Below are 23842 nucleotides of genomic sequence, written 5' to 3' on the forward strand. Positions count from 1 at the left end.
AAAATGGATACGTTTGTTGATATTCACTGCCACCCTTATTCGAAGCCATTCGGCCAGAGTCAGCCTAAAAGTCACCAGAGTCCATCGCGTGATAATAGAACCAGTATCTGGCATCATGACCCACCCACGCTACTAGATAAGCTGCAGAATTTTATACTGACGCTTACCCGCTTTCGGCAGGCTGACCTGACCGCTTCAGGCCGGGGTAACGTTCGGGTTGTAGTCAATTCTCTTTACCCGCTTGAACGGGGCTTTTGCCGGAATAAACTCGGGACGGGTGTACCCGCCGATGAGGCAATAAATCTGGCAACGGCTTTTGGCAAGAAATACATTGACCGGGTTCAGGCGATCACGTCATCAGATAGCTATTGCACGGAGCTCAATGAGCAATACGCTTTCATGCGTGAAATGGACGGTAAGGTCATTGAACTGTCCGGAGGCCAGAAAGCCCGATATGTCTTAACCAAGAATTATGAAGATGTTGAGACGCTGGTAAAAAATACCGATACCCCCGATGTCATTACGCTGGCCGTAATGCTATCCATTGAAGGAGCACACGTATTTAGCTGCGGAATCGACAATAAAGGTGTTGAAGCGAGCATTCTGGAAAATATTGCGAACGTAAAAAAATGGGAACACCGCCCCTTGTTCATCACCCTTGCGCATCACTTCTACAATGAACTCTGCGGCCATGCCGAAAGCCTGACGGGAGCGCTCAAGAAGGCGCTTGATCAACAGGAAGGCCTGAACGAAGGCTTTACTCAATTGGGGGAGAAAGTAGTACGCGCTCTACTGGACACAGCCAACGGGCCACGCATCCTGATTGATATCAAGCATATGAGTGAGGCTTCCAGAAAACGCTATTTCGAGATTCTGGATGCGGATTTCGGCACGCAGAATATCCCGATAATCGTCAGCCACGGCTGTGTTCGCGGCAACGATACAGACCGGAATCGTTATCACGATCATCCCATTAATTTCTCAGATGAAGAAATCCTGCGCGTAGCCCGCTCGGGTGGGCTTTTCGGAATTCAGCTGGACGAACGGCGCATTGGTAGTGAAAGTGCACTGCGCCATGCCCGGGGTCACATCAACCGGCGGGATATTCTGTTCTCGTGGTCTGAACTGGTCTGGCTGCAGATCAAACATATTGCTGAACTACTCGATCAGCACGATCTGTTTGCCTGGGGTAACATCTGTCTGGGGACAGATTACGACGGGATTGTAAACCCAATTAACGGCTACTGGACCCACCGTGAATTTCCCGAACTGGATGCCTTTCTGTTGATGCACGTCCACAACTACATGCGAAACGCACCACCGCTGCGGAATGCCTCGAATCGTCTGCACGAAGATGAGATTGTGGCCCGGTTTATGGGTACCAACGCGCTCGATTTCTTTAAACGGCATTATCACTGAGATAAACACACAAACCCGTTTTTTTCTTGAACGCCCTCGGGGGCTAACCTTTTCCTCAATCGAAACCCCGTAGGCGCTTTTAAATCGCAGTCGGGCCAGCTTCGAAAAAACATTGCTCCTGGTTAAGAGTTCTTTCTGTCCTGGTAAGACCATTTATCGGGTCTGAACTAACTGGGTTGTATCCCATAACGACGAAGAGCCATGGAAACCCAACCGATGAATCAGCCGTCAGTATCTGCTTCTGATATGACGCCATTAGCTTTAACCGAACGCCACCTGCACGAATGGCTTCAGTTACTGGATTATTTGCAGGACGCGCACGCACCCACGAACCAGCAAACCTATTGCCGCAATCAGGTAACACGATTACAGCTAGACCTCTATAAACTAAGGAACCAATAAACGATATGCACTTGCTGGCTTATGAACCGGGTCAATACCTGGGTATTGACCCGGTTCATAAGCCGTTTTGTTGACATGGATAAAAGTAGACTATGATTATAGACATAAACTTCCATCCCTTCAAAATAAACCCTTTCTGTTCTATTTGCTTATTCTGAGTAGATTCCCGAATTAACAAGACAGCTCTCAACTCGATAAACCGAACCCGTGTGAGTCAGACAGCGTATGATGCGGTTGTTGTTGGATCAGGTCCAAACGGGCTGGCTGCGGCAATAACCTTACAGCACGCTGGCTTATCGGTGCTGGTGCTCGAAGCTAAAGCCGACATTGGGGGCGGAATGCGCTCGGCAGAGCTAACGCGGCCGGGTTTCGTCCACGACATCTGCTCGGCGATTCACCCGTTGGCCGCCGGATCACCATTTTTTCAGAGCCTGCCCCTGGCCGAACATGGCCTGGCGTTCAGCTACCCGCCCCTGTCGGCGGCCCATCCGTTCGACGGAGGCATCGCAACCGCGCTTGGACCTTCGTTAACCAAAACGGCCCGGTCACTGGGTGCCGATGAACAGACCTATCTGGAGCTTCTGCAGCCACTGGTACGCGACTGGCCAACGATGGCGGCCGATGTAATGGGCCCGCTCCGATTCCCCAAGCACCCTCTCGCTATGGCCCGGTTTGGTCTGGATGCGTTGCCTTCTATCGTGCATCTGGCCAGACGCTTCCGAACAATTGAAGCCCGCGGGCTGCTGGCGGGCATGGCGGCCCATTCCATTCAGCCACTCACCAATCTGGCAACATCGGCCTTTGCGCTGGTGTTGATGACGGCCGGACATCTGCGTGGCTGGCCAGTTCCCATTGGCGGCTCCCGACGCATTGCCGATGCGCTGGCGTCGTATTTTCTCTCGCTGGGCGGACAAATCGAAACTAACACAGTCGTTAAATCGCTGAATCAACTGCCGCCAGCGCGGGCAGTGCTGCTGGACGTAACGCCAAAGCAGGTGCTGCAACTGGCCGGCGATAGGCTGTCTCCTTTGTACCGAAAACAGCTTGAACGGTTTCGGTACGGCATGGGCGTCTTTAAGATCGACTGGGCGCTCGACGGACCGATTCCGTTTACGGCACCCGAATGTCAACAGGCCGGAACAATCCACCTGGGTAATACGCTCGAAGAAATTGTTGCGGCCGAACAGGCTACGGCCAGCGGTCAGCACCCCGACCGACCGTTTGTGCTCCTGGCGCAGCAAAGTTTATTTGACGCTTCGCGGGCTCCGGCCGGCAAACACACGGCCTGGGCCTATTGTCACGTTCCGAACGGCTCGACGGTGGACCGAACCGACGCGATTGAGCGGCAGGTTGAGCGGTTTGCACCGGGTTTTCGTGACCGGATTCTGGCTCGCCACACGATGAACACAAGCCAGATTGAGGCTTATAACCCAAACTACATTGGCGGAGATATCAACGGGGGTATTATCGACATCAGGCAGTTATTTACCCGTCCCGTCCTGAGGCTGTCGCCCTACCGAACGTCGGCCAAAGGCGTTTATATCTGTTCATCGTCGACACCACCGGGGGGTGGGGTGCATGGTATGTGCGGCTACCACGCGGCCCGGCGCGCGCTGGCGGATGTTTTTAGTCTGACTCCTACCATCCCGCTGACACATGGCTAACAAATAATGGTTTATTTTGTCGGTATGATGCTTACGTCTTCGCAACCCGCCCTCGTATCCAAGCTGCCCCATGTCGGCACAACCATTTTCACCGTCATGTCGAAGCTGGCGCTGGATACGGGCGCGCTTAACCTTTCGCAGGGGTTTCCCAACTTCGAGCCGGACCCGGTGCTGACCGATCTGGTGGCCAGGGCCATGCGGCAGGAGCATAACCAATACGCGCCGATGCCGGGGGTGCCGGTTCTGCGCGAAGCCATCGCCCGGAAAACCGCCGAGGTTTACGGAATCAGCTACCACCCTGACCACGAAATTACCGTTACGTCGGGCGCGACCGAAGCCCTATTTGCGGCTATTACGACCGTCGTGCGGCCGGGCGATGAGGTGCTGGTGTTCGAACCGGCTTACGACAGTTACGTTCCGGCCATCGAACTGGCTGGCGGCATCCCGGTTTACGTTACGCTGACGCCCCCCGACTACGCGCCAGACTGGCTGGCGGTACAGGAAAAGATCACCGACAAAACGCGGTTAATCATCGTTAATACGCCCCATAACCCTACCGGGCGCGTCTGGACCCGCGACGACCTGAACCAGTTGGCCGCGCTGGTGCGCGACCGGAATATCTTTCTGGTGAGCGACGAGGTGTACGAGCATATTGTCTTCGACCGTAACGGCGAATCCAACCGGGCGCACCATTCCCTGATGAGCCACCCGACCCTTCAGGAGCGTACGTTCGTCATTAGCTCGTTTGGCAAAACCTACCACGTTACCGGATGGAAGATCGGCTACTGCCTGGCCCCGAACGAGCTGACCGCCGAGTTCAGGAAAGTTCACCAGTTCGTTACGTTCAGTGTCGTAACGCCCATGCAGTATGCGCTGGCCGAGTATATGAACCGACCCGAACCGTATCTGGAACTGGCCGATTTTTACGAGCAGAAACGGAATCTGTTCCTACAGGCTATTGCCGGGTCACGATTCCGCTTTACGCCGACCGAGGGTACTTTTTTCCAGAATGTATCCTACGCTGCTATTACCGACGAACCCGACTATGATCTGGCCGTTCGGCTAACTCACGACATTGGTGTTGCATCCATTCCAACGTCGGTGTTCTATCACGACCGGAACGATTACCATATCCTGCGGTTCTGCTTTGCCAAAGACGACGACACGCTCAAACGAGCCGGCGAACGGCTTTCGGCGCTTTAACATAACGTGCCTCAACGCTCAACTTAAGCTAATTAAGCAATAGCCATGCCCCGCATTCATCCTCTTTCCGAAACTGAAGCCTCCGATGACCTTAAAGCGGCCTGGGCGCAGCACATCGCCGATTACCCCGGCAGCCGGATCACTAACATGAAGGCCACGCTGAGCCATTCTTCGCTGGCGTTTGTGGTGTATATGCAGTGGTATCCGCTGTATCATGAGGTTATCGGGATTGTGGGCGAACGACTCGCTTACCTATACGCCCATGCTATTTCGGAGGGATCAAACTGTCCGCTCTGCACTACGTTCTTCCGAAGGATTATCATTCAGCACGGCGAACGGCCCGAAGATCTGCAGCTCACCGAATCAGAACAGGCGTTGCTGGACTTCGGCAGCGCGATAAGCCAGAACAAAGGCGAAGTGCCCGATAGGCTTTACGCCCCCCTTCGCCAGCGCTACACCAACGCACAGATCGTGGTGCTGGTAGCCTTTGCGGGTCAGATGATCGCCACTAACGTGTTCAACAATGCGCTGCGGGTTGACATTGACGACTATTTAGCGCCGTATTTACCCTTAACTCAACCCGCTCATCAATAACCGTATGGCCGACTTACAGGGAAACGTTGCCTTCATTACCGGTGCGGCCCACGGTCAGGGACGGGCCGTTGCGCTGGCGTTAGCGAAGCAGGGCGTTCGGATTGTGGCCTTCGACATTGCCCGGCCCCTCGCCTACCCCGGTTATGTCCTCGGTTCCGAAAGCGAGCTGGATTCGCTGCAACGGGAGGTGGAAGCCTTAGGTACAGCCTGCCTGACAGTTACCGGCGATGTTCGGCGCGATGCTGACATTACGCCCGCCGTTGAGCGGGCGCTGGCCGACTTCGGGCGGATTGATATTCTGTTCAATAACGCAGGCATCTGCGCCTATGGTCTGGCCCATGAGCTGTCCGAAGAAGAGTGGGACGCCATGCTCGACATTAACCTGAAAGGCGCCTGGCTGGTAGCTCGGCGGGTGATTCCGGTCATGATGAACCAGCGGTCGGGGGTTATTATCAACAACTCATCCATTGCCGGACTGCGGGGCATGAACCGACTCAGCCATTACGCAGCCTCCAAATGGGGACTGGTTGGCCTGACCAAATCCTGGGCTATTGAACTGGCTCCCTATCATATCCGCGTGAACTCGATTCACCCTACGGGCGTCAATACCCCCATGAACGACGGCCTGGCCGAACTGGAAGGAACGACTACGCAGGAAATCGCCGAACGCTCGGCGGGCAATCTGCTGCCCGTGCCGTGGGTGGAACCGGAAGACGTATCAGCCATGGTGCTGTATCTGGTTTCCGAGGGAGCGCGGTACATTACGGGCTCGCAGTTTGTCCTCGACGCCGGCCTGCTGACGCGATGAGATCACAACCCGATTACGTTACAGGCTAACGGATGGTATGGCCACTCAAACCGGACATAAAATCGGCTGGCTAACGGCCTGCTCGCTGGTCATTGCCAATATGGTCGGGACGGGCGTGTTTACCAGCCTGGGATTTCAGCTAGCGGCCGTTCAGAACACCTGGTCGATTCTGCTGCTGTGGCTGCTGGGCGGTGTTCTGGCGCTGATTGGTGCCTTTACGTTTGCCGAACTGGGCACGCATTATCCCGACGAAAAAGGGGGCGATTACATTTTCATCTCGCGGGCGCTGCATCCGCTGCTGGGCTACGTATCGGCCTGGGTATCGCTGGTGGGTGGGTTTGCGGCTCCCGTTGCCATTGCGGGAAAAGCAATGGAATCCTACCTGAACCCGTTTGGCCTGACCAACACCCGCATCCTGACGGTGGGTATTATTCTGGTCATTGCCCTGCTTCATTCGGTTAATCTGCGACAGAGCCGGGTGTTTCAGAATGCGACGACCATCCTAAAAATCGGCTTTATTGCCCTTGTGCTGGTGGCTGGATTTTACCTGGCGCCCGCGTCGGTGAGCAACGCCTTCCGGTTTGATGATAGTTACAGGCAGGAAGTGTTCACGAGTTCGTTTGCGGTCTCGCTCTTATATGTCACCTACGCCTATACGGGCTGGAACGCAGCCGCCTATATTGTTGCCGAAATTCGCGATCCACGCCGGAATCTGCCCCGTGCCCTGCTCCTGGGTACGCTCATCGTTACGGTCATGTATATCGCTTTGCAGGTTATCTTTCTAAAACTGGCGTCCGTAGCACAGTTGTCTGGGCAGGCCGAAGTAGCGGTAATTGCCTTTGCCAACCGTTTCGGGCCGACCGCGGGCCGCTGGGTCAGCGCGGGAATTGCCTTTCAGCTCATTGCCACCATGAGTTCATACGTCTGGATTGGCGCACGGGTCACGAGCCGTATGGCGCAGGACTATCCGCTGTGGCGGTATTTTGGTCGTGAAACCGAACGGCAGCTACCCGTACGGGCCATCTGGCTGCAAACCGGCCTTACGCTGGTGCTGCTCTTTTCGGGTGCGCTCGAACAGGTGCTGCTCTGTACGTCGTTTGTGTTGCAACTGATGGCGACGCTGAGTGTGGCAAGCCTGCTCCGCACCCCGCGCCAGCCGACAGACTTCCCAGGCCCGCTTCGGCCCTGGCTGCAATGGCTCTACATTATCTTCAGCCTGTTTGTGCTCGTCTTCATCGTAACCGACCGACCTCTCGAAAGTCTGATCGGTCTGGGCATCGTTCTAATCGGCGGACTCACTTACTGGCTCAACCCCCGACATGTGCGTGTTTAAGTCCTTGTAGACAGAAAGATGTAACGATAAATAAATATATACATTTATTTAGATGTTATTTTTACAAAACGGCAATACTATATTCCGTGCTTCTATGCATGCAAGAATTTTCGTTTCCGCGTTCATTTCTCTTATCAGCATTACCCCTTTTCTTACTGAGTCTGCTTCTTTACGACAGCCTTCTACATTCTGCATCTTCAGGGCAAATCAAGTATACTTGCCTTGTTCACTCCGGCCTTAGGTAAGAAGCTGTTTGAGTTAGTTAACGCCCTGCCCATTTGAGGGTTCGACGAATGTGAGCGATCCAAAGAAAACTTTCGGCTGAGTTCGTCGTGCGTTCATAGTCTTTAGCTAACCGCCGGTTGTTGCCAAACCAACTGAAGGTACGTTCGACGACCCACCGCCACTTATGAATAAGCATTGGGCTATCAGCCGACTGATCGCTGATGGGGGTTCGAGTGACGACCACTTTCATATCGTAATAGTCTTCCAGACGAGCTTTAAATTGCCCGCCAAACGTACTGTCAGCGTACACTTGATAGCCTCTTCGACCAAGCCCCTATGAAGCTCGGCCTGCTCCCATAGACCAATCCCTGTTTCGCCATCAGCTACAATGGCTGGCCGAACACCCGCCCACAGCAAAGGCCCCATCGTATCAACTAGAATGAAGCGCTTGCGACCTTTGATAAGCTTACCCCCATCAATGCCCACCGACTTAGTCGCCGTCGCCGAGTTTTTGACGCTTTGGGCATCAATAATGGCCACTGTAGGTTGACTGTCTCTCTCTGCCATCAAGCGGTGATTCATAGTCAACTCATTGACAATCAGTACCCAGCTACCATCATAACTCTATTTTCTAAAGTACCAGTAGACCGTCTGCCAGGGCGGAAAGCGGTCGGGCAAATCCCGCCAGGTACTGCCCTTCTTGGTCAGATAAAAGATGGCTTCCACGATCAATTTGAGCGAGTGGATACTTTTTTGTTGGACACAAGTGAGCTTTTCAATAGCTTGTCATTGCGAAGCCGTCAGGTCGGAGGTGTGTTTCTTCTTCACAAAAGCGTAACCCCACCGGGCGGCTTTTGCGTTGCCAAAACTAACTTAAACAGCTTCTGATAGTTCAACTCCCGGAGCGAGGAACGTAACCATCCGGCGACAGTAACTACTCGTCCATCAAAGGTATCTAAGGCGTGTTGAACCAAATTCTCCAACAAGAGCAATCGTTCAGATGCATCCTGACTGATGCGTTGATCGGGTTTCAGGCAATGCAGGTAAGAGGCTGAGAGGCCCAAAGCCGCAGCCATTTCTTTGTCGGTCAAGCTAACTAACCGGGCCACCTATCGGCTTCGGCTCGAAGAACCCCCTGTCGACTGCGCGTGATGATTACCAACTCAGTTAGTAGTTGAACTGGCTTAAAGCGATTTGGCTGAAGGCTTGGTATACTAGTAGCCATGGGAGTGAACTTTTTCACTAAGGCAGCTATACAATTTCACTTTGTCAACTCTGTTCAAAGCGCTGTTACCTGTGTTTAGACGAATTTATTCTGACTAACTGTTAGGCAAATTCGGTATTTTTAACAGAATGAATTGTTTTGGGAGGTATCTCCTTACTCAGCCGTAGTCCATTCAAACGTCCAGTTGATCTATTGCAACTTCAGCTGTGCTATCCTGCCTCTACTAAAATGGAGATAAAAACATATATACCCACGAATGCACTACAGGCTTATGTGCAATCAATTATGATTTTCGGTTTGACGACTGAACAGACCAGCTCCAGGCCGATAAACCCTTTCCCGCCTACTCCGCAACACAGCCTGTTTTTTTATCTTCGAGATCCGATACAAACACTTTCCAGTACAAATGACCTTACGGTTAGCCCATCAGCCTTACTTGTTGGCCCACAACTGACAAGAGTTGATATTCAGATGGGCCACCAGCATTTGATGATCCATGTTGGTTTTAAGCCGGGAGGCCTCCACCAACTCATCGGGGTTCCCATGCATCAACTTATCGACAAGAGTTATTCTGTTTCTGATGTGTTGGGCAGCGAGGCCGATGACGTGCTGGAGCAGCTAAGAAACACCACCGACTGGCGGCAATTGGTGGCTGTTGTAGAGAGGTTCTTACTGAAGAAGCTATCGCACCATAAACAGGCTGAACCATTCGACAGGGCCATTTCGGCACTGCTACTTCATAACGGCAACCTACCGATTGACGATGTGGCGGCAACCGCCTGCCTGAGCTTAAAACAATTTGAGCGAAAATGTAAAGAGCGAATTGGGTTGCCGCCAAAGTTGTTTGCCAGGCTCATCCGGTTTTCTAATGCATACCGCATCAGAGAAACAAACCCGCAGCTAAGCTGGTCCGCCATTTGTTATGAAAGTGGTTATTTCGATCAGATGCACCTGATACGGGATTTTAAAGAATTTGCCGGGGTAACACCAAAAACCATTACCAACGACCTCAACAATACGCCTTATCGCCTGCAGGCGAACATTCAGCTGTAGAATGTCTTTTTTGTACTATTTCTATCCTACCGGTCAGGGATAATTTTGGTGCAAAAAACACAAAGACATGAAACAACTGATTTTATGCTGCTTTCTACTAGCAGGCAGCTTCCTGGCCAACGCCCAGAACCGGGCAACCGATGAAACACAAATCAATGAGCAGATCGATGCCATGATTGCGGACTGGAACCGCCACAACTTCGACAACATAACCAGTTACACTACGCCGGATTTCGACTGGGTGAACATAGTTGGTCATTTGTGGCGGGGACAGAAGGAAAATAAGTTTGGGCTTGAGACGTTTCACAAATCCTTTTTCAAAAACACTCCGCAGACAAAGTCCCAAACGCAGATTCGCTTCGTGAAAGACGATATAGCTATCGTTCATCTTTTCTGGAGCGTAGGCGCTTTTTATCCGCCCGATGGCGTGGATAGAGGCACGAATAAAATGGGTGACGACCATGAATTAGCAACCCTTGTTATGCTAAAGCAAAATGGCAAGTGGTTAATTACGGCAGGCCATAATATAGTCATCAATGAAGAGGCAGCAAGGGGCAATCCAGTTAACTACATGCCTAAAAACTAATGGTCTGGTTAACCGGGTGCCTTGTAGCAGGCAGGTAATATTGACTTTGTGACTCACGGCCCTCCCGCCCAAAACACGGGCGGGAGGTAGCACCTTATACTTACCCAAAACGAATTCTTGACTTCTGTATTGACTGGAATAATTTTAGAGTAAAAATCTGTAGTTACAGGTCATGCTACTCCATAAATAACCGTTGGCTAAAAATCCATTGCGGTACAATTAGCAGATAGTGATTGACTAAAAATACTATTCATAGCTTATCGGCAGTTTCCTGAAATGCATTGAAAAAAGTCACGTAGAACTGGCACCACGTCGCCCTCATTTTATCCGTAAACGTTTATGCGCTTCCCACACCTGGTAAAAACAGGACCTTACCTACTCCTGAGGAGCTTTATGTTTGTCTGGCTGACTTATTCTTCCTGCATTGGGCAAAATAACCCAACAAGACCCAATGGTGCAGTGCTGGATGTAGGCGTCCGGCTTCAGAAGACTATCAATCTCTACGCCGAAAATGGCATCACCGTCCAGTATACCAACCCTAAACTGGTTAGCCGACGGCTGTATGTAGGACTGAGCTACGTGACATCCCGATTAGGTACGGCCCTCCGCTCCAACGCCATTAAACAAGATAATTTTTTAGTCCACGCGGCCTACTACTTCCGGCCGAACTGGTTAGTTCGTCCCATGGCTAAAGTGAACGTAGGCTATTTCAAAGCCGATTATGGCGACGCCATGTTCAACGTTCTGCCCAGAACCTCGCTGTTGGCTTCGCCCGAACTGGGCCTTTGTTACTGCCCCGACATTCCGCTCAAAATCAACGCATCGGTTGGCTACAATTTGCTGACCGGCAATGGCGTGACTGGTCCGGGTACGCTTTACCCGGTGTTCGTGCAGACGAGTATTACCTGGAATATCCTGAAAAAAACCACTAACTAAAATGAAAACAATTGGTATCCTGCTGGTTATGCTCGTCGGCGTGGCCTGCTCATCGGAGCCCACTATTACGAAAGATATGCTCGATGGGGGAACGTTGTTTGACCCCTCGATTTACAAGCCGGAAAATTACCTGGTCTCAAAAGCAATTCCGAACCCAACTCCTGAGCAGGCCCGAAAACCGGTTCTTATTGCCTGCCATGGCTATACAGCCACCACCTTTGAGTGGGATGAGCTACGTACCTGGGCTGCGGGCCGAACCGACCTATTGCTTTCGCAGGTGTTGCTGGGCGGTCACGGACGCAGTTACGATGAATTCAAGAAATCGACCTGGCACGACTGGCAGGCTGCCATCACAGACGAATATGCCCGGCTGGAGAAAGCAGGCTACCAGAACATCAGCCTGCTGGGTTCTTCGACCAGTGGTGCCCTGCTCATGGAACTGGTGGCTTCGGGCTATTTTGCGAATCGGACCGCTCCCCGTACTATCCTGCTGGTTGATCCCATCGTGATTCCGTCTGACAAAACCCTGTCGCTGGTTAAGGTATTTGGTCCTATGTTGGGCTACGTCGAGACCAACCAGACGGCGGCCGAAGATAAAGTGTATTACCGGTTCCGCCCCCAGGAGACTCTGCAGGAGTTGCAAAATCTGCTTACTGTCGTGCGAAAAGACCTCGAGAAAGGCATCAGGCTTCCCCCCGGCTGTAGTCTGAAAGTCTACAAGTCAAGTAAAGACCCATCGGCCGATCCGGTCAGCGCCGTCTTGATTTACAAGGGTATTTCCACGGCCGATGGCCAGCCTGTTACGGTCGAATTAATTGACTCCGACCTGCACGTTTATACCCGGCTAAACCTGCGCAGCAACGTAACGGCTACCGACCGGGCGAACCAAACCGCCACCTTTACTGACATTACGGTAAGGGTACTTCGATAATCAGATCAGGCAAGGCAACCTACGGATCACAACTAATAACCGGGGTGATAAGTCCGATAGCCGGTGTGAATGAATTGCTGTCGGAATTCGCCACCAGTTGGCTGCTTAAGCAGACCACCGGTCTATGATGTTTTAAGCATATTAAACCTGCTTAGGGTGTTTTAGTGGACGTCACTACTTTTTAGATTGTGAAGGAGTAAAATTGGAATCCATCCTTGCCAAAGACTTTAAATCTATCCTAGAAAATAAACCCATCGGTGGGTGCCCAGATGTCTGAAAACTGCGGATTGTGAATAGCGCCTGAGTATGAAGTGTTGAAAGCAATGCCCAATAATCACCGCGACGTACTCCCCGACCCCGACACTCCTAAACAACCTATCCTACGACTGCGAAGTCGGTCAAACCACCCATAATTAGACACATTTAGACGCCAACAAATATCCAGCGCAAATAACTTCAAAAGTTCTTTATGGTTATAATAGCCCTCAAACCGCTGTGAGCAGCTTAAATACATGGTAAAGGCTGCTACCATTAACTAGACTTATTTTGCGAAGACCTAAACTTTGAATAATAGATTCTATTATATGTTAACCTGCGCACTGGCAAGCGCGCTAAATAGCTTATAGATTAGAGACACCTGCGCAACTTCGCTTTGAAGAACAAGTATTTGCTCCCCAAACTGAGCCAGTGGGCCAGCAACCTATCGCCTGCTTTTTAGGAAAAACAACGTTTGTGATGCTTTAATGCAAAGTTTTTCATAGGAGTTCGTAGTCGAAAAAGAAAGGTACGCCCCGGAAGACGTACCCTTTAGAAAACGAATGGCTTATTTAGCAAACCATAGCTTGAATTTCATGTCATTTTTGCCGCCCTGCCGGGTTAAGGCTTCGCTGAAGTTTTTGTAGTTCAGTGATTCTTCGGAGCCGGGATAGGGCAGCCGCGTCGGAATAACCCCGCCGTTGGTGTTGATTACCGACGGCGACAGCGCCGGCAGGCCCGTCCGCCGGTATTCGGTCCAGGCTTCCAGTCCCTGGCCGAAGAGCGCGATCCACTTCTGCTCCATAATCTGCGGGTAGGCATCGGCCCCGCTTTTCAGGGCGTTGGCGGTCAGATAAGCCGGTGGAGCCGTCAGCTTATATTGGCTGAAAGAAGCCGTGATCCCATTCGTGTAGTTGGTGGCTACATCGCCCGCCGACGTAATGCCTTTGTACGCGAATTCGGCTTTGATGAACAGCAGTTCGGCATAACTCATGATGACGCCCGGCGCCGTGGCCGCTACGAAATATGAGCCTACCTTCGAGGTTTTCGACAAACCCAGGGCGTTGGCATCGGCGTTTGACAGCCCGTTCGGAACGCCTTTATAATCGCCCCCATCGGCGGGGGTGTTGGCATAAACGGCCAGCCGTGGATCATTCAGGGCTTTGAGCTTATTTACCAGCGTCGCGCTGACCCGATGATCGTCGCGCGTTTTACGGTTCTGATTGATCGGGTTGTTGTTATTGGTTGCGTCGAGGTAGTTCAGCTGAACGTTGTCGGCGTTGGAAGCCAGAACCGGATATTTGGTTGGGTCGCTCAGAATCCGGTTGATTTCGGCTTTTACGTCGATGGGCGCATCGGCCTTGCCCAGCATCCGGTTGAGGATCCGCAGGCTGAGCGAATTGGCGAACTTCTTCCACTTCGCCAAGTCGTTATTGAACAGGATATCGCCCGCAATGGCTTTGCTGTTGTCATTGAGTACGATCATGTCGTTGGCGGCCTTCAGTTCGGCTACCAGCCCTGCATATACGTCTTTCTGCGCGTCATACTTCGGTTGCAGCGTTCCTTCCAGCCCCTGAATAGCCTGCGAATACGGAATGTCGCCATAAATATCGGTCAGCAGCGAAAACACCCACGAGCGCATAATGACGGCCACGGCCTGGTAATTCGGGTTATTGGCATCGGCCCCCAGTTTATAAATCCGCTGAAAATCGGCCTGCGATTCGATATAGAACACCTGCCAGGAAGCCGTGCCGTATACGTCGCTGCCAATGGTGTACTGGTCAATGTCGGTGTACTGAATCCGGGCCCAATACTGCGAAATCAGATCGCCCACGTCCATGCCTAGCGAACCGCCCCAGTAAGCATCCACGGCGCTCTGAATACCATGCGGCAGGAACAGATCGGCCGTGGCTACGGTCGGGGCATTAGGGTTCGTATTGATTTCGGTGAAGTCACCCGTGCAGGCCGAGGCCCCCAGCAACAGGGCAGCCATGATCGTTTTGTTTCGGAACGAATAGAATATGCGTTTCATACTATCGTGTAAAGTCTATGAATGTAAATCCCGGCCAGCACTCGCGACCTGGGATTACAGATTGAAATTGATGTTGAAACCAATGCTGCGGGTAGTCGGAATCTGACCGTTTTCGATACCCTGCAGGTTGCCGTCGCCGTAAAAGCTCGTTTCCGGGTCGATATGCGGTACGTTGCTGTGCAGCAGTGCCAGGTTCCGGCCAACCAGCGAAACCGCAATATCGCGGAAGGGTAAGCGCCGGACCACCTGTCCGCCCAGCACGTAGGTCAGTTTCACCTCGCGCAGTTTGACAAAGCTGCCGTCGAAAATGGTAGCTTCGTTGTTGGTCAGCGAATAATACTTCTTGTGCCACTCTTCCGAGGTAATCCGTGTGGTATTGGGCGTATAGACGGGGTTCTCGGCCGTGCCGGTATTTACCACACCCTGCCCAACGATACCCCCTTCGCGACCTACCAGCGTTTCCTGCAGCACGCCCGTATACCGGCCGATGTTGACAGTTTGCGAGAAGATGTCACCACCATACCGCATATCGAGCAGGGTGCTGAGCGAAAGATTTTTATACCGGAACGTGTTCTGCAGGCCACCAATCCATTTCGGCGTGAAGTTGCCCAGAATCCGACGGGTTGGATCGAGCTGCGGATAGCCACTCTTATCGTAGATAATATTGCCGTTCGGGTCGCGCAGGAAACCCTGCCCGAAGAACGTCCCGTAGGGCTGCCCAACGCGGGCCTCTACCGATACGCCCCGGAACGAGTTTGTGGTGGTGGCACCGGTGAGCGGGTTATACGACGTATTCAGCTGATAGGTTGTCAGACCTTCGGCCAGCGAAATGACTTTGTTCTGGTTGCGGGCCCAGTTAACAGTAATATCCCACTGGAAGGCTCCGGTTTTTACCGGCGACGCCGTTAGCTGAACCTCAATGCCTTTGTTCTGGAGTTTACCGGCGTTCAGCAGTTTCGAGTTGAACCCGGACGCCTGCGAGACGTTTACGTCCAGAATCTGGTTGTAAGATTCCTTGTTGTAATACGTAACGTCCAGCCCTACGCGGTTATTCCAGAGTTTCACCTCCGCCCCCACTTCATAGGAGTTGGTCAGTTCCGGCTTCAGATTGGCATTCAGCATGGCGTTGTTCTCTGACAGCGAAGGCGTAGAACCCCACGGATTTTCATAGCGGTATGACTGAATCAGGCGGTAGGGATCGGTGTCGTTACCAACCCGGGCAATCCCAGCCCGAACCTTCGCAAACGACAGCGTGCGGGAGTTAAGCCCGAAGATGTCGGTCAGGATGGCGCTGACAGCCGCCGACGGGTAGAAATAGGAGTTGTTACCCGCGGGCAGAGCACTCGACCAGTCGTTGCGGGCGGTCAGGTCAACGAACAGATAGTTCCGGAAGCCCAGATTCGCCGATGCGTATACGCTGTTGACCGTCTTCTGAATGAAGGAGTTCTCGGCCACCTTGGCCTGACGCGAGTTACCCAGGTTCCACACGCGCGGAATGGCCAGTTCGGTCGCGCCCATGTAGTTACGCTGGGCATAGTTGGTCCGGTGATTGCCGCCAATATTGGCCGTTACGTCGAACTCACCGAATTTATGCGTGGCGTTCAGCAGGAAGTCCGAGTTAGACTCGCGCACAAAGACTTGCTCCTCGTTGTAGCTGTCGTATTGTTTCGCGCCGTTCAGATTGTCGATCCGGGCTGCGTTTCGGGTCTTGCGCCGGTCCTCATAAACGTCCGTTCCCGTGCGGGCCGTTAGCGTCAGCCAGGGCGTAAATTTATACGTAGCCAGTATGTTCCCATAGAGCCGGTCTTTCTCGTTGGCCCGCGTGCTCAGGTTCAGGAAGTAATACGGGTTAGTCCAATAGTTGTAGTTCCAGTTGTACTGGTAGATGCTGTTGGGCGCCTGGTAGTTTTTCAACTGTTCCATATCGACCTGCCGACCGAACCAGATGAAGTAGAGCCCCCAGTTGGTGCGGTTATCGCTGCCGTCCTTAACGTAATTCCCCGTAGCCCGGATGTTTAGTTTGGGCGTCAGGTTCCAGCCCGCGTTCAGCGAAACGGTCCGCCGTTTATAGTCGGTGTTTGGCAGAATACCCGTCTGGTTCAGATCCGTGAACGACAGCCGGAAATCGCCTTTGTCACTGCCGCCCGTTACTGATATGTTATTGGTCAGCGCTCGGCCCGTCTGGAAGAACTGATTTACGTTGTCGGGATGCGGCACAAACGGCGTTGCCTGCCGGACGCCGTTAACCACCGGCGAATCAAACTGCGGAACCAGGCGACCATCCATTCGTGGTCCCCAGCTTTCGTCTACCCCGTCGTTCACGCCTTTCCCGGTCCCATCCACAAACGAAAACTGACCTTTGTTGCCCTGGCCGTATTCATCCTGCCAATCAGGCAGCCGGAACGGGCTGTCGAACGCAGTATTCGAGTTGACCGACACGCCGATGCCTTTAGTGCCCCGGCCGCTTTTGGTCGTGATCAGAATTACCCCATTGGCTCCGCGCGAACCATACAGCGCAGCCGCACTAGGCCCTTTCAGAACACTGACATTGTCGATATCGTCGGGGTTAATGGAACCGGCCGCATTGCCGTAATCAACGCCCGTCCCCGAGCCGAAATTGCTATTGTCGATCGGTACGCCATCGACCACAAACAGCGGCTGGTTATTGCTGCCGATGGAGCTGGCGCCCCGAATCAGGATGCGCGACGATGCGCCGGGAGAACCGTTGGTACCCGTCACCTGAACCCCGGCAATTTTTCCGGACAGGGCATTGACGAAGTTCGTTGTCCGCGCCTGCGTCAGCTGCTTCCCGCCAACTTCCTGCACGGCATACCCCAGGGCTTTCTTTTCGCGCGTGATGCCGAGAGCCGTAACGACGATCTCGTTCAGGTTAGACGCATCTTCTTCCAGCGTAATGTTGATTGACGATTTTGTTCCAACCGGCACCTCAATCGACTTATAGCCAATGTAGGAGACAACCAGCGTCGCATTGGGTGGACTGTTGAGCGTAAACTCGCCTTCAGCGTTGGTTGTGCTGCCCCGATCGGTTCCCTTGATCAACACGTTTGCGCCGGGCAGGCCCGTACCGTCCGACTTCGACGTCACACGTCCTCGCAGTGTCTGATCCTGCGCATAGCCAGCTAAACTCATCAGCATAGCTATAACCAGATAACTTCTCGTAAAGAAATCTCTCACCGTTAGTTAGATATTAAGTTAAGAAAACAGAATATGACTTTACCCACAAATGACATGACTACTGACTGGCCTGAACCAGGGCTATCTGTTGTAGGAATATCCTTGTTAAAGCCTGCCGGAAATCATTCTGAAGGCAGCAAAAACATCTACTAACTTAAAGGCATTATTAATTTTATTCAAAATATTATTTTGTATTTAGTAAAATTGTTGAAATAATTATTTTTACAATTTACATACTACAAAATATACCTACTACGAAACAGGAACGAATCAATAGATGAGGTTTTCTGTCCACCCGATAGCCGTAAGTAATCAGAGATTATATAGGATTATTTTAATTGCCATCCAACGAACCGGAATCCGCCTGCTCACCCGTTAAAACCGGGTCAGCAACCGCCAGGCCCTTTACTGGAATACGCCAAAAACTATTATCTTGCCTGCTTTGCCATATCGATGAAGACACGCCTATTTTTTTTACTCACTGCTTCGGGCTTTTCAGCCCTGGCTCAGCCGGGACAACAGGCCGCCCTCTCCATACCCGCTGAGGCCCAGCAGACCGCCCGGAACGTCAGTCCGCAGGCGGTTGAAGCGCACATGCGCTACCTGGCCGACGATAAACTGGAAGGACGAAAACCCGGCACCCGGGGTTTTGAGCTGGCCGCGCAATACGTCGAACAGCAATTCCGAACGCTTGGCTTTCAGCCCATGGGACAGAATAAGACGTACCGGCAGGCAGTGCCCTTACGTAAGGCCCAGTTGCGTGAAGATGTCAGCTCCCTGACGCTGATTCAGAACCAGCAGGAACAGCCGCTGACCTACGGCAAAAACTTCATTTTGAGCCCCAACTTTGGCGAAGCTGTCAGCGACGTAAAGGCACCAGTCGTTTTTGTGGGTTTTGGCGTGTCGGCACCGGAACTGGGCTACGACGATTACGCGGGCGTTGATGTACGCGGCAAGATTGTCGCCTGTTTCAACGGCGCTCCGGCTACGTTTCCGTCGAACCAGCGGGCCTACTCCGGTTCGGCCAAGCAGGAAATAGCGGCCGCCCGTGGGGCCGTCGGACTGATTACGTTCAGTCTACCAACCGATGTTCGTGCCCGGATTGAATCCAATGCGCCCCGGAACCGGCAGGCCACCTACCGCTGGACCGACCCGCAGGGTCGGGCACAGCGCACCTTTCCGCAGCTAAAGGTTGTGGCCGCCCTGGGCGATTCTACCGCCCGAACGCTGTTTGCAGGCGCGGGCCGAACCTTTGAAGAAGCGCGGCAAACTGCAAACCGCAGCAAACCGCAGGCGTTTGATCTGAATGTATCGGTCCGCGCCCGAACCCAGACGGATTTGAATGACGGGCTGATTGGTGAAAACATCGTGGGTATGCTGCCCGGCTCCGACCCGAAGCTGAAGGATGAATACGTCGTGTATGTGTCGCACCTCGATCATCTGGGCATTGGCCGACCGGTGAAGGGCGACTCGATCTATAACGGTGCGCACGATAACGCGTCGGGCGTGGCCATTAACCTGGAAGCGGCCCGGCTCTTTGCGTCCCTGCCCAAGGCCCCCCGCCGATCCATTCTGTTTGTGGCCGTAACGGGTGAAGAAATGGGTTTGCTTGGCTCAGACTATTTCGCCAGCAACCCGACCGTACCTAAGGATAAAATCGTGGCGAATCTGTGTCTCGATATGCCGTTTTTCTTCCATCCGCTGCTCGACATTGTGCCGTATGGCTCCGAACATTCGAGTATGGTAGGGGCCGTGAACGCAGCCGCGCAGTTTGTAGGCGTAACGATTGCCAAAGACCCGATTCCGGAGCAGGCTGTGTTTATGCGCAGCGATCATTTCAGCTTTGTGCGGCAGGGCATCCCGGCCATTTACATCAAAAGCGGCTCTACAACCGGCGACAGCCGCGACGGCACTAAGCTGAACCTCGACTGGCGCGCAACCATTTACCATACGCCCCAGGATGAGATTGACCAGCCGTTCAACTGGGAAGCGGCTGCGCGGCATGTGCAGCTACAGTTTCTGATCGGCTACCTGACCGCCCAGGCCGACAGCCGACCCGTCTGGAACGCGAACGATTTTTTCGGGTCGAAGTTTGGTAAAAGTGGGAAGGGTAAATAGCCCTCGACAGCGCACAGATCGAAGCCATGTCAACTAAGAGTCGTCATTACTCAATGTGTTATTATGAAAATCCTTTTAGTTGAAGACGAAGAGCGGGTGGTATCGTTCATCCGAAAAGGCATATCGGCCGAAGGCTATGAGGTCGAAGTCGCTTACGATGGCCGTACCGGCCTGTCGCTGTTCCGCAAGGATATTTATGATATCATCATTCTGGATGTCAATCTTCCGCAGATAAACGGCTTTGAATTATGTCGGCTGATCCGGTCAGAAAACGAGGACGTACCGGTTCTGATGCTGACCGCGCTGGACAGTCTGGCCGACAAGGCGGATGGCTTCAACGCCGGGGCTGACGATTACCTGGCCAAGCCGTTTGAATTTCAGGAATTGCTGTTACGTCTCCGGGCGTTGACACGTCGGCACGGCCCCAAGCAAACGCAAATTCTCCGGCTCGCCGATTTGGAATTGAATCTGGATACCAAAACCGTCACCCGCGCGGGCAAACGCATCGACCTGACTACCCGCGAATATGCCCTGATCGAATATCTGATGCTCAATAAAGGAAAAATCATTTCGCGGGTCGACATCAGCGAGCGGGTCTGGAATTTGAATTTTGACAGCAACACTAATGTTATCGACGTATATATCAGCTATCTGCGAAAGAAGATTGACAAGGGCTTTTCGACCAAGTTATTGCATACCATTGTCGGAATGGGGTATGTCCTTCGCGAAGATTAATTAAGCAGTCATGTGTGATTGACTGACAATAAAGGATTGCTGTGACCACGAATGGCTATCACTGATTACCGCTTTAACACATCTTCATGCTCATTCGCAATCGGCTCACGATCATTTTTACGTTACTGGCCACGGCAATCCAGGTCACGCTGTCGCTGCTGGTCTGGTATTTCTATTCGCTGTACCGCCAGGAAGAGTTTTATAGCCGACTGGAGGGGAAAGCCCGCGTGGCCGGACGAGTCCTGATCTCCCGGCGGCATCTGCACGATGACTTCTTCAAGAATATGGTGCGTACCGATCTGCTCACCATCGTTGAGGAACAGATCAGCATTTTTGATAGTCAGCATAATCTGGTATTCACCAATCGAAACCTAAAAGAGTCCGATTATTACAAAGAGAAGATACCACTGCTGGCTACCTCTTCACTGTTTGAGTTCAGAAGCGGGCATTTAGAGTCCATCGTAATTCCTTACCGGGACCAGGGGCAGCAGTTTTATATTTTTGCCTCTGGCTATGACCGGATTGGCTTTGCCAAGCTGGGGGCACTGCAACAAATTCTGCTGCTGGCCAATCTGCTGGGTTTTACGTTGACGGTACTGGCTGGCTGGTATTTCTCTGGACGCGTGCTGAGGCCTATTTCGCAGATTGTGGATGAAGTGGAGCAGATCACCGCCACGCATCTGCACAAGCGGGTGAATGAAGGGAATCGCCGGGACGAAATCGCCCAGCTCGCCATGACCTTCAACCAGATGCTTTTCCGACTGGAAGATGCGTTTGTGTCTCAGCGTAGCTTTGTCTCCCACGCGTCCCATGAACTGCGCACACCGCTCACCAACACCCTGGGCACGCTGGAGACTTCGCTGCGGTACGACCAAAACCCCGTCGACTGGCGCGACAGCATGGAAGTAGCCGTTGACGAACTGAAAAAAGTAATTGCCCTGACCAATGGCTTGCTGGGTTTAGCTAAAGTCACCGACGGAACTGTTACCCTGACAGCTGTTCAGGTAGACGACTGCCTGCTCACCGCCATCGGGCAAGTGCAGGCCAAGTATCCGGGCCGACAATTACCGCTTCACTTTACAGCGGGTGAAGAACAATCGTTTACGGTGAAAGGCAATGCCACGTTGCTGACGACGGCTTTCCTCAACGTGCTGGACAATGCCTGCAAATATTCCAATGAAGCGGTTTCCGTGGAATTGCAATCAACCGAAGAACAAATCATGGTAACCGTAACCGACCAGGGGCGCGGGATTGCCGAGGCCGAGGTTGCGTACATCCTTGATCCGCTTTACCGGGGCAAGAATGTAGAGAGCGTACCCGGTTACGGCATCGGACTGGCCGTAACCCAGAAGATTATTGAGTTGCACCAGGGCCGACTTCACGTTTCCTCCAGCGAAAATCGAGGTACAGTCGTTACGATTACGTTGCCTGGGCAGGCCTAGATTAGCTATACCGGACCATCTAACCGGGCTGCTTTGAAAACTCCCTAAAACTATTCTTATAATGCTAAATAATATAATTTTTTTAATCATATACTCTGGCTATTCGCTTCCTTCTGCGTACGGTTTATAACCTTTCTAATGTTTTCTAATTTCCTTCTCATACCGTTTTAATGTCGGCGGCTTGTTTTGTATCACTAAATACAGATACAAGGTATGCAGCGTCGGTATTTCCCCTCAATATTGCTTTACGGCTTTGGGCTGGCACTGGCTCTTTCCCTGCTGTTCAATGGGTTTCTGTTGTACAAGCAAAGTCGCCAGCCAAGCATCTACGAGTTTGAATTAAGCAGCGCAGGGCATCCGTCGTATTCTAACAACGGGCTCTGGCAACAGCAGCTTTCGGATTGCACGCGAGCCACCCATCGGAAAGACAGCCGCGTCGGCAGTCCGACTACCTCCCCAATCAGAACTGGCGCTCAACGCCCCTCCCAATAAAGCGGTCGACGTTCAGATACCTCTTTCAGGTCGTATTATCCAACAGTACAAACCCCTATTTATTAGCCATGTTACCTAAGATTCTTACAAAAAGGATCCTCGTTCTTCTAAGCTTTTGCGCCCTGCTGGGCAATATAGGCTGTTCGACAAAAGCCGATGAAAAGAAAACGGAGGAAACCGAGTACCTGGTCACCAGTCCTTTGCAAAAGGATACGACGGTTACCAAAGATTATGTATCGCAGATCCACTCCATCCAGCATATTGAATTACGTGCCTTAGAAAAAGGCTACCTGCAAAAGATTTTTGTGGACGAGGGGCAGTACGTAAAACAAGGGCAGCTCATGTTCCAGATCATGCCCGTGATTTACAATGCCGAACTGCAGAAATCGCAGGCAGAGGCCAACTATGTAGGCATCGAATACCAGAACACCAAACGATTAGCTGATAGCAATATCGTATCCAAAAATGAGCTGGCTCTGGCTAAAGCCAAGTTCGACAAGGCAAACGCCGAAGTGGCACTGGCTAAAACTCATTTGCAGTTTACAGAGATCAGGGCTCCGTTCAGTGGTATCATGGATCACTTTCAGGTTCGGCTGGGCAGCCTGGTTAATGAGGGCGATTTGCTGACCACCCTGTCGGACAACAGCAAAATGTGGGTGTATTTCAACGTACCAGAAGCCGAATATCTGGATTTCAAAACCCACACTCAGAAAGACAACCAGACCCACGTAAACCTGATGATGGCGAATAATGAACTGTTCGATCATCCCGGCATCGTGCAAACCATTGAAGCCGATTTCAACAACGAAACCGGCAACATTGCCTTCCGGGCCACCTTCCCTAATCCTAAAGGCCTCCTGCGGCACGGTGAAACCGGTAATATCCGAATGACCATACCGCTCAAAAATGCCTTGCTTATCCCGCAGAAAGCCACCTTCGAAGTCCTGGACAAGAAGTACGTATATGTAGTGGATAAAGACAACGTGATTCGTTCCCGGGAAATCACTTTAGCCGCAGAGATGCCGCACATTTTTGCTGTTCAGGACGGTCTGAAGAAAAGCGACAGGATCCTTCTGGAGGGCCTGCGTCAGGTACGGGAGAACGAAAAAATACACGCCAAGTTCGTGCAGCCTGATTCGGTCATCTCGCATTTAGGCTTATATGCCGAATAATCAGACACTCTAAAAAGCAGAG

The 23842-nt window shown here is 52.3% G+C and carries 22 protein-coding genes; 16 read left to right on the forward strand and 6 right to left on the reverse strand.

Annotated features, from left to right (window positions below; genetic code table 11):
- Positions 1-3: 3 nt before the first annotated feature.
- The 7 genes from HNV11_RS17855 (at position 4) to HNV11_RS17885 (ending at position 7423) form a co-directional block, all read left to right on the forward strand.
- Positions 4-1419: a membrane dipeptidase gene (locus HNV11_RS17855; RefSeq protein ID WP_171740954.1), complete on the forward strand. Its 1416-nt coding sequence runs from the start codon at positions 4-6 to the stop codon at positions 1417-1419.
- Positions 1420-1620: 201 nt separating this feature from the next.
- Positions 1621-1821 (forward strand): hypothetical protein, encoded by a 201-nt coding sequence (locus HNV11_RS17860; RefSeq protein WP_171740955.1) that lies wholly within the window; start codon positions 1621-1623, stop codon positions 1819-1821.
- Positions 1822-2030: 209 nt separating this feature from the next.
- Positions 2031-3485 (forward strand): phytoene desaturase family protein, encoded by a 1455-nt coding sequence (locus HNV11_RS17865; protein WP_171740956.1) that lies wholly within the window; start codon positions 2031-2033, stop codon positions 3483-3485.
- Between the two features lie 27 nt (positions 3486-3512).
- Positions 3513-4688, forward strand: a complete 1176-nt coding sequence (locus HNV11_RS17870; protein ID WP_171742230.1) for a methionine aminotransferase — start codon at positions 3513-3515, stop codon at positions 4686-4688.
- A 45-nt stretch (positions 4689-4733) separates the two neighbouring features.
- Complete coding sequence (locus HNV11_RS17875; protein WP_171740957.1) at positions 4734-5282, forward strand: carboxymuconolactone decarboxylase family protein; 549 nt, start codon at positions 4734-4736, stop codon at positions 5280-5282.
- A gap of 4 nt (positions 5283-5286) precedes the next feature.
- Positions 5287-6090, forward strand: a complete 804-nt coding sequence (locus HNV11_RS17880; protein WP_171740958.1) for a mycofactocin-coupled SDR family oxidoreductase — start codon at positions 5287-5289, stop codon at positions 6088-6090.
- 37 nt (positions 6091-6127) lie between these two features.
- A complete protein-coding gene (locus tag HNV11_RS17885; protein ID WP_171740959.1) occupies positions 6128-7423 on the forward strand; it encodes an APC family permease in 1296 nt (431 codons plus the stop codon).
- 262 nt (positions 7424-7685) lie between these two features.
- Here HNV11_RS17885 and HNV11_RS24025 read toward each other — a convergent pair whose 3' ends face one another.
- The 4 genes from HNV11_RS24025 to HNV11_RS24240 form a co-directional block, all read right to left on the reverse strand.
- Complete coding sequence (locus tag HNV11_RS24025; protein WP_394353868.1) at positions 7686-7898, reverse strand: transposase; 213 nt, start codon at positions 7896-7898, stop codon at positions 7686-7688.
- The gene (locus tag HNV11_RS24030) at positions 7895-8215 is read right to left on the reverse strand and encodes a transposase (protein ID WP_240163542.1); all 321 of its coding nucleotides are present in this window, start codon (positions 8213-8215) and stop codon (positions 7895-7897) included. Before HNV11_RS24030 ends, HNV11_RS24025 begins: the two co-directional genes overlap by 4 nt.
- A gap of 57 nt (positions 8216-8272) precedes the next feature.
- Complete coding sequence (locus HNV11_RS17895) at positions 8273-8374, reverse strand: transposase (RefSeq protein ID WP_171740960.1); 102 nt, start codon at positions 8372-8374, stop codon at positions 8273-8275.
- 98 nt (positions 8375-8472) lie between these two features.
- Entirely contained in the window at positions 8473-8724 is a 252-nt protein-coding gene (locus tag HNV11_RS24240) for a hypothetical protein (protein ID WP_394353890.1), read from the reverse strand.
- Positions 8725-9101: 377 nt separating this feature from the next.
- On the opposite strand from HNV11_RS24240, the gene HNV11_RS17900 reads away from it, so the two are divergent.
- From HNV11_RS17900 to HNV11_RS17915, 4 genes are all read left to right on the forward strand, one after another.
- Positions 9102-9926, forward strand: a complete 825-nt coding sequence (locus tag HNV11_RS17900; protein WP_171740961.1) for a helix-turn-helix domain-containing protein — start codon at positions 9102-9104, stop codon at positions 9924-9926.
- Positions 9927-9993: 67 nt separating this feature from the next.
- Positions 9994-10512: an SgcJ/EcaC family oxidoreductase gene (locus tag HNV11_RS17905; protein WP_171740962.1), complete on the forward strand. Its 519-nt coding sequence runs from the start codon at positions 9994-9996 to the stop codon at positions 10510-10512.
- Positions 10513-10851: 339 nt separating this feature from the next.
- Positions 10852-11448 carry a hypothetical protein gene (locus HNV11_RS17910; RefSeq protein ID WP_240163544.1) on the forward strand — a complete coding sequence of 199 codons (597 nt, stop codon included), beginning with the start codon at positions 10852-10854 and terminating at the stop codon, positions 11446-11448.
- Between the two features lies 1 nt (position 11449).
- Positions 11450-12379: an alpha/beta hydrolase gene (locus tag HNV11_RS17915; protein ID WP_171740963.1), complete on the forward strand. Its 930-nt coding sequence runs from the start codon at positions 11450-11452 to the stop codon at positions 12377-12379.
- Between the two features lie 823 nt (positions 12380-13202).
- On the opposite strand, the gene HNV11_RS17920 is transcribed toward HNV11_RS17915, so the two are convergent.
- Positions 13203-14666, reverse strand: coding sequence for a SusD/RagB family nutrient-binding outer membrane lipoprotein (locus tag HNV11_RS17920; protein WP_171740964.1), 1464 nt, complete (start codon positions 14664-14666; stop codon positions 13203-13205).
- A gap of 54 nt (positions 14667-14720) precedes the next feature.
- Positions 14721-17822, reverse strand: coding sequence for a SusC/RagA family TonB-linked outer membrane protein (locus tag HNV11_RS17925; RefSeq protein ID WP_240163546.1), 3102 nt, complete (start codon positions 17820-17822; stop codon positions 14721-14723).
- Positions 17823-18314: 492 nt separating this feature from the next.
- On the opposite strand from HNV11_RS17925, the gene HNV11_RS17930 reads away from it, so the two are divergent.
- The 5 genes from HNV11_RS17930 to HNV11_RS17950 all read left to right on the forward strand — a co-directional run bounded on the left by HNV11_RS17930 (position 18315) and on the right by HNV11_RS17950 (position 23820).
- Complete coding sequence (locus HNV11_RS17930) at positions 18315-19979, forward strand: M28 family metallopeptidase (RefSeq protein WP_171740966.1); 1665 nt, start codon at positions 18315-18317, stop codon at positions 19977-19979.
- 63 nt (positions 19980-20042) lie between these two features.
- Positions 20043-20714, forward strand: a complete 672-nt coding sequence (locus tag HNV11_RS17935; protein WP_171740967.1) for a response regulator — start codon at positions 20043-20045, stop codon at positions 20712-20714.
- Between the two features lie 86 nt (positions 20715-20800).
- Positions 20801-22156 carry a sensor histidine kinase gene (locus HNV11_RS17940; RefSeq protein ID WP_171740968.1) on the forward strand — a complete coding sequence of 452 codons (1356 nt, stop codon included), beginning with the start codon at positions 20801-20803 and terminating at the stop codon, positions 22154-22156.
- 213 nt (positions 22157-22369) lie between these two features.
- Positions 22370-22648 carry a hypothetical protein gene (locus HNV11_RS17945; RefSeq protein ID WP_171740969.1) on the forward strand — a complete coding sequence of 93 codons (279 nt, stop codon included), beginning with the start codon at positions 22370-22372 and terminating at the stop codon, positions 22646-22648.
- A gap of 68 nt (positions 22649-22716) precedes the next feature.
- Complete coding sequence (locus HNV11_RS17950; RefSeq protein WP_171740970.1) at positions 22717-23820, forward strand: efflux RND transporter periplasmic adaptor subunit; 1104 nt, start codon at positions 22717-22719, stop codon at positions 23818-23820.
- Positions 23821-23842: the final 22 nt, after the last annotated feature.

Origin of the sequence: Spirosoma taeanense (assembly GCF_013127955.1) — a bacterium.
Classification (GTDB): domain Bacteria; phylum Bacteroidota; class Bacteroidia; order Cytophagales; family Spirosomataceae; genus Spirosoma; species Spirosoma taeanense.

Bases quoted from the DNA above. Each gene is read 5' to 3' on its own strand.
- HNV11_RS17855 (WP_171740954.1), top strand. From the start codon at position 4: ATGGATACGTTTGTTGATATTCACTGCCACCCTTATTCGAAGCCATTC.
- HNV11_RS17860 (WP_171740955.1), top strand. From the start codon at position 1,621: ATGGAAACCCAACCGATGAATCAGCCGTCAGTATCTGCTTCTGATATG.
- HNV11_RS17870 (WP_171742230.1), top strand. From the start codon at position 3,513: ATGCTTACGTCTTCGCAACCCGCCCTCGTATCCAAGCTGCCCCATGTC.
- HNV11_RS17875 (WP_171740957.1), top strand. From the start codon at position 4,734: ATGCCCCGCATTCATCCTCTTTCCGAAACTGAAGCCTCCGATGACCTT.
- HNV11_RS17880 (WP_171740958.1), top strand. From the start codon at position 5,287: ATGGCCGACTTACAGGGAAACGTTGCCTTCATTACCGGTGCGGCCCAC.
- HNV11_RS17885 (WP_171740959.1), top strand. From the start codon at position 6,128: ATGGCCACTCAAACCGGACATAAAATCGGCTGGCTAACGGCCTGCTCG.
- HNV11_RS24025 (WP_394353868.1), bottom strand. From the start codon at position 7,898: ATGAAAGTGGTCGTCACTCGAACCCCCATCAGCGATCAGTCGGCTGAT.
- HNV11_RS24030 (WP_240163542.1), bottom strand. From the start codon at position 8,215: ATGGCAGAGAGAGACAGTCAACCTACAGTGGCCATTATTGATGCCCAA.
- HNV11_RS24240 (WP_394353890.1), bottom strand. From the start codon at position 8,724: ATGGCTGCGGCTTTGGGCCTCTCAGCCTCTTACCTGCATTGCCTGAAA.
- HNV11_RS17900 (WP_171740961.1), top strand. From the start codon at position 9,102: ATGGAGATAAAAACATATATACCCACGAATGCACTACAGGCTTATGTG.
- HNV11_RS17905 (WP_171740962.1), top strand. From the start codon at position 9,994: ATGAAACAACTGATTTTATGCTGCTTTCTACTAGCAGGCAGCTTCCTG.
- HNV11_RS17910 (WP_240163544.1), top strand. From the start codon at position 10,852: ATGCGCTTCCCACACCTGGTAAAAACAGGACCTTACCTACTCCTGAGG.
- HNV11_RS17915 (WP_171740963.1), top strand. From the start codon at position 11,450: ATGAAAACAATTGGTATCCTGCTGGTTATGCTCGTCGGCGTGGCCTGC.
- HNV11_RS17920 (WP_171740964.1), bottom strand. From the start codon at position 14,666: ATGAAACGCATATTCTATTCGTTCCGAAACAAAACGATCATGGCTGCC.
- HNV11_RS17925 (WP_240163546.1), bottom strand. From the start codon at position 17,822: ATGCTGATGAGTTTAGCTGGCTATGCGCAGGATCAGACACTGCGAGGA.
- HNV11_RS17930 (WP_171740966.1), top strand. From the start codon at position 18,315: ATGAAGACACGCCTATTTTTTTTACTCACTGCTTCGGGCTTTTCAGCC.
- HNV11_RS17935 (WP_171740967.1), top strand. From the start codon at position 20,043: ATGAAAATCCTTTTAGTTGAAGACGAAGAGCGGGTGGTATCGTTCATC.
- HNV11_RS17940 (WP_171740968.1), top strand. From the start codon at position 20,801: ATGCTCATTCGCAATCGGCTCACGATCATTTTTACGTTACTGGCCACG.
- HNV11_RS17945 (WP_171740969.1), top strand. From the start codon at position 22,370: ATGCAGCGTCGGTATTTCCCCTCAATATTGCTTTACGGCTTTGGGCTG.
- HNV11_RS17950 (WP_171740970.1), top strand. From the start codon at position 22,717: ATGTTACCTAAGATTCTTACAAAAAGGATCCTCGTTCTTCTAAGCTTT.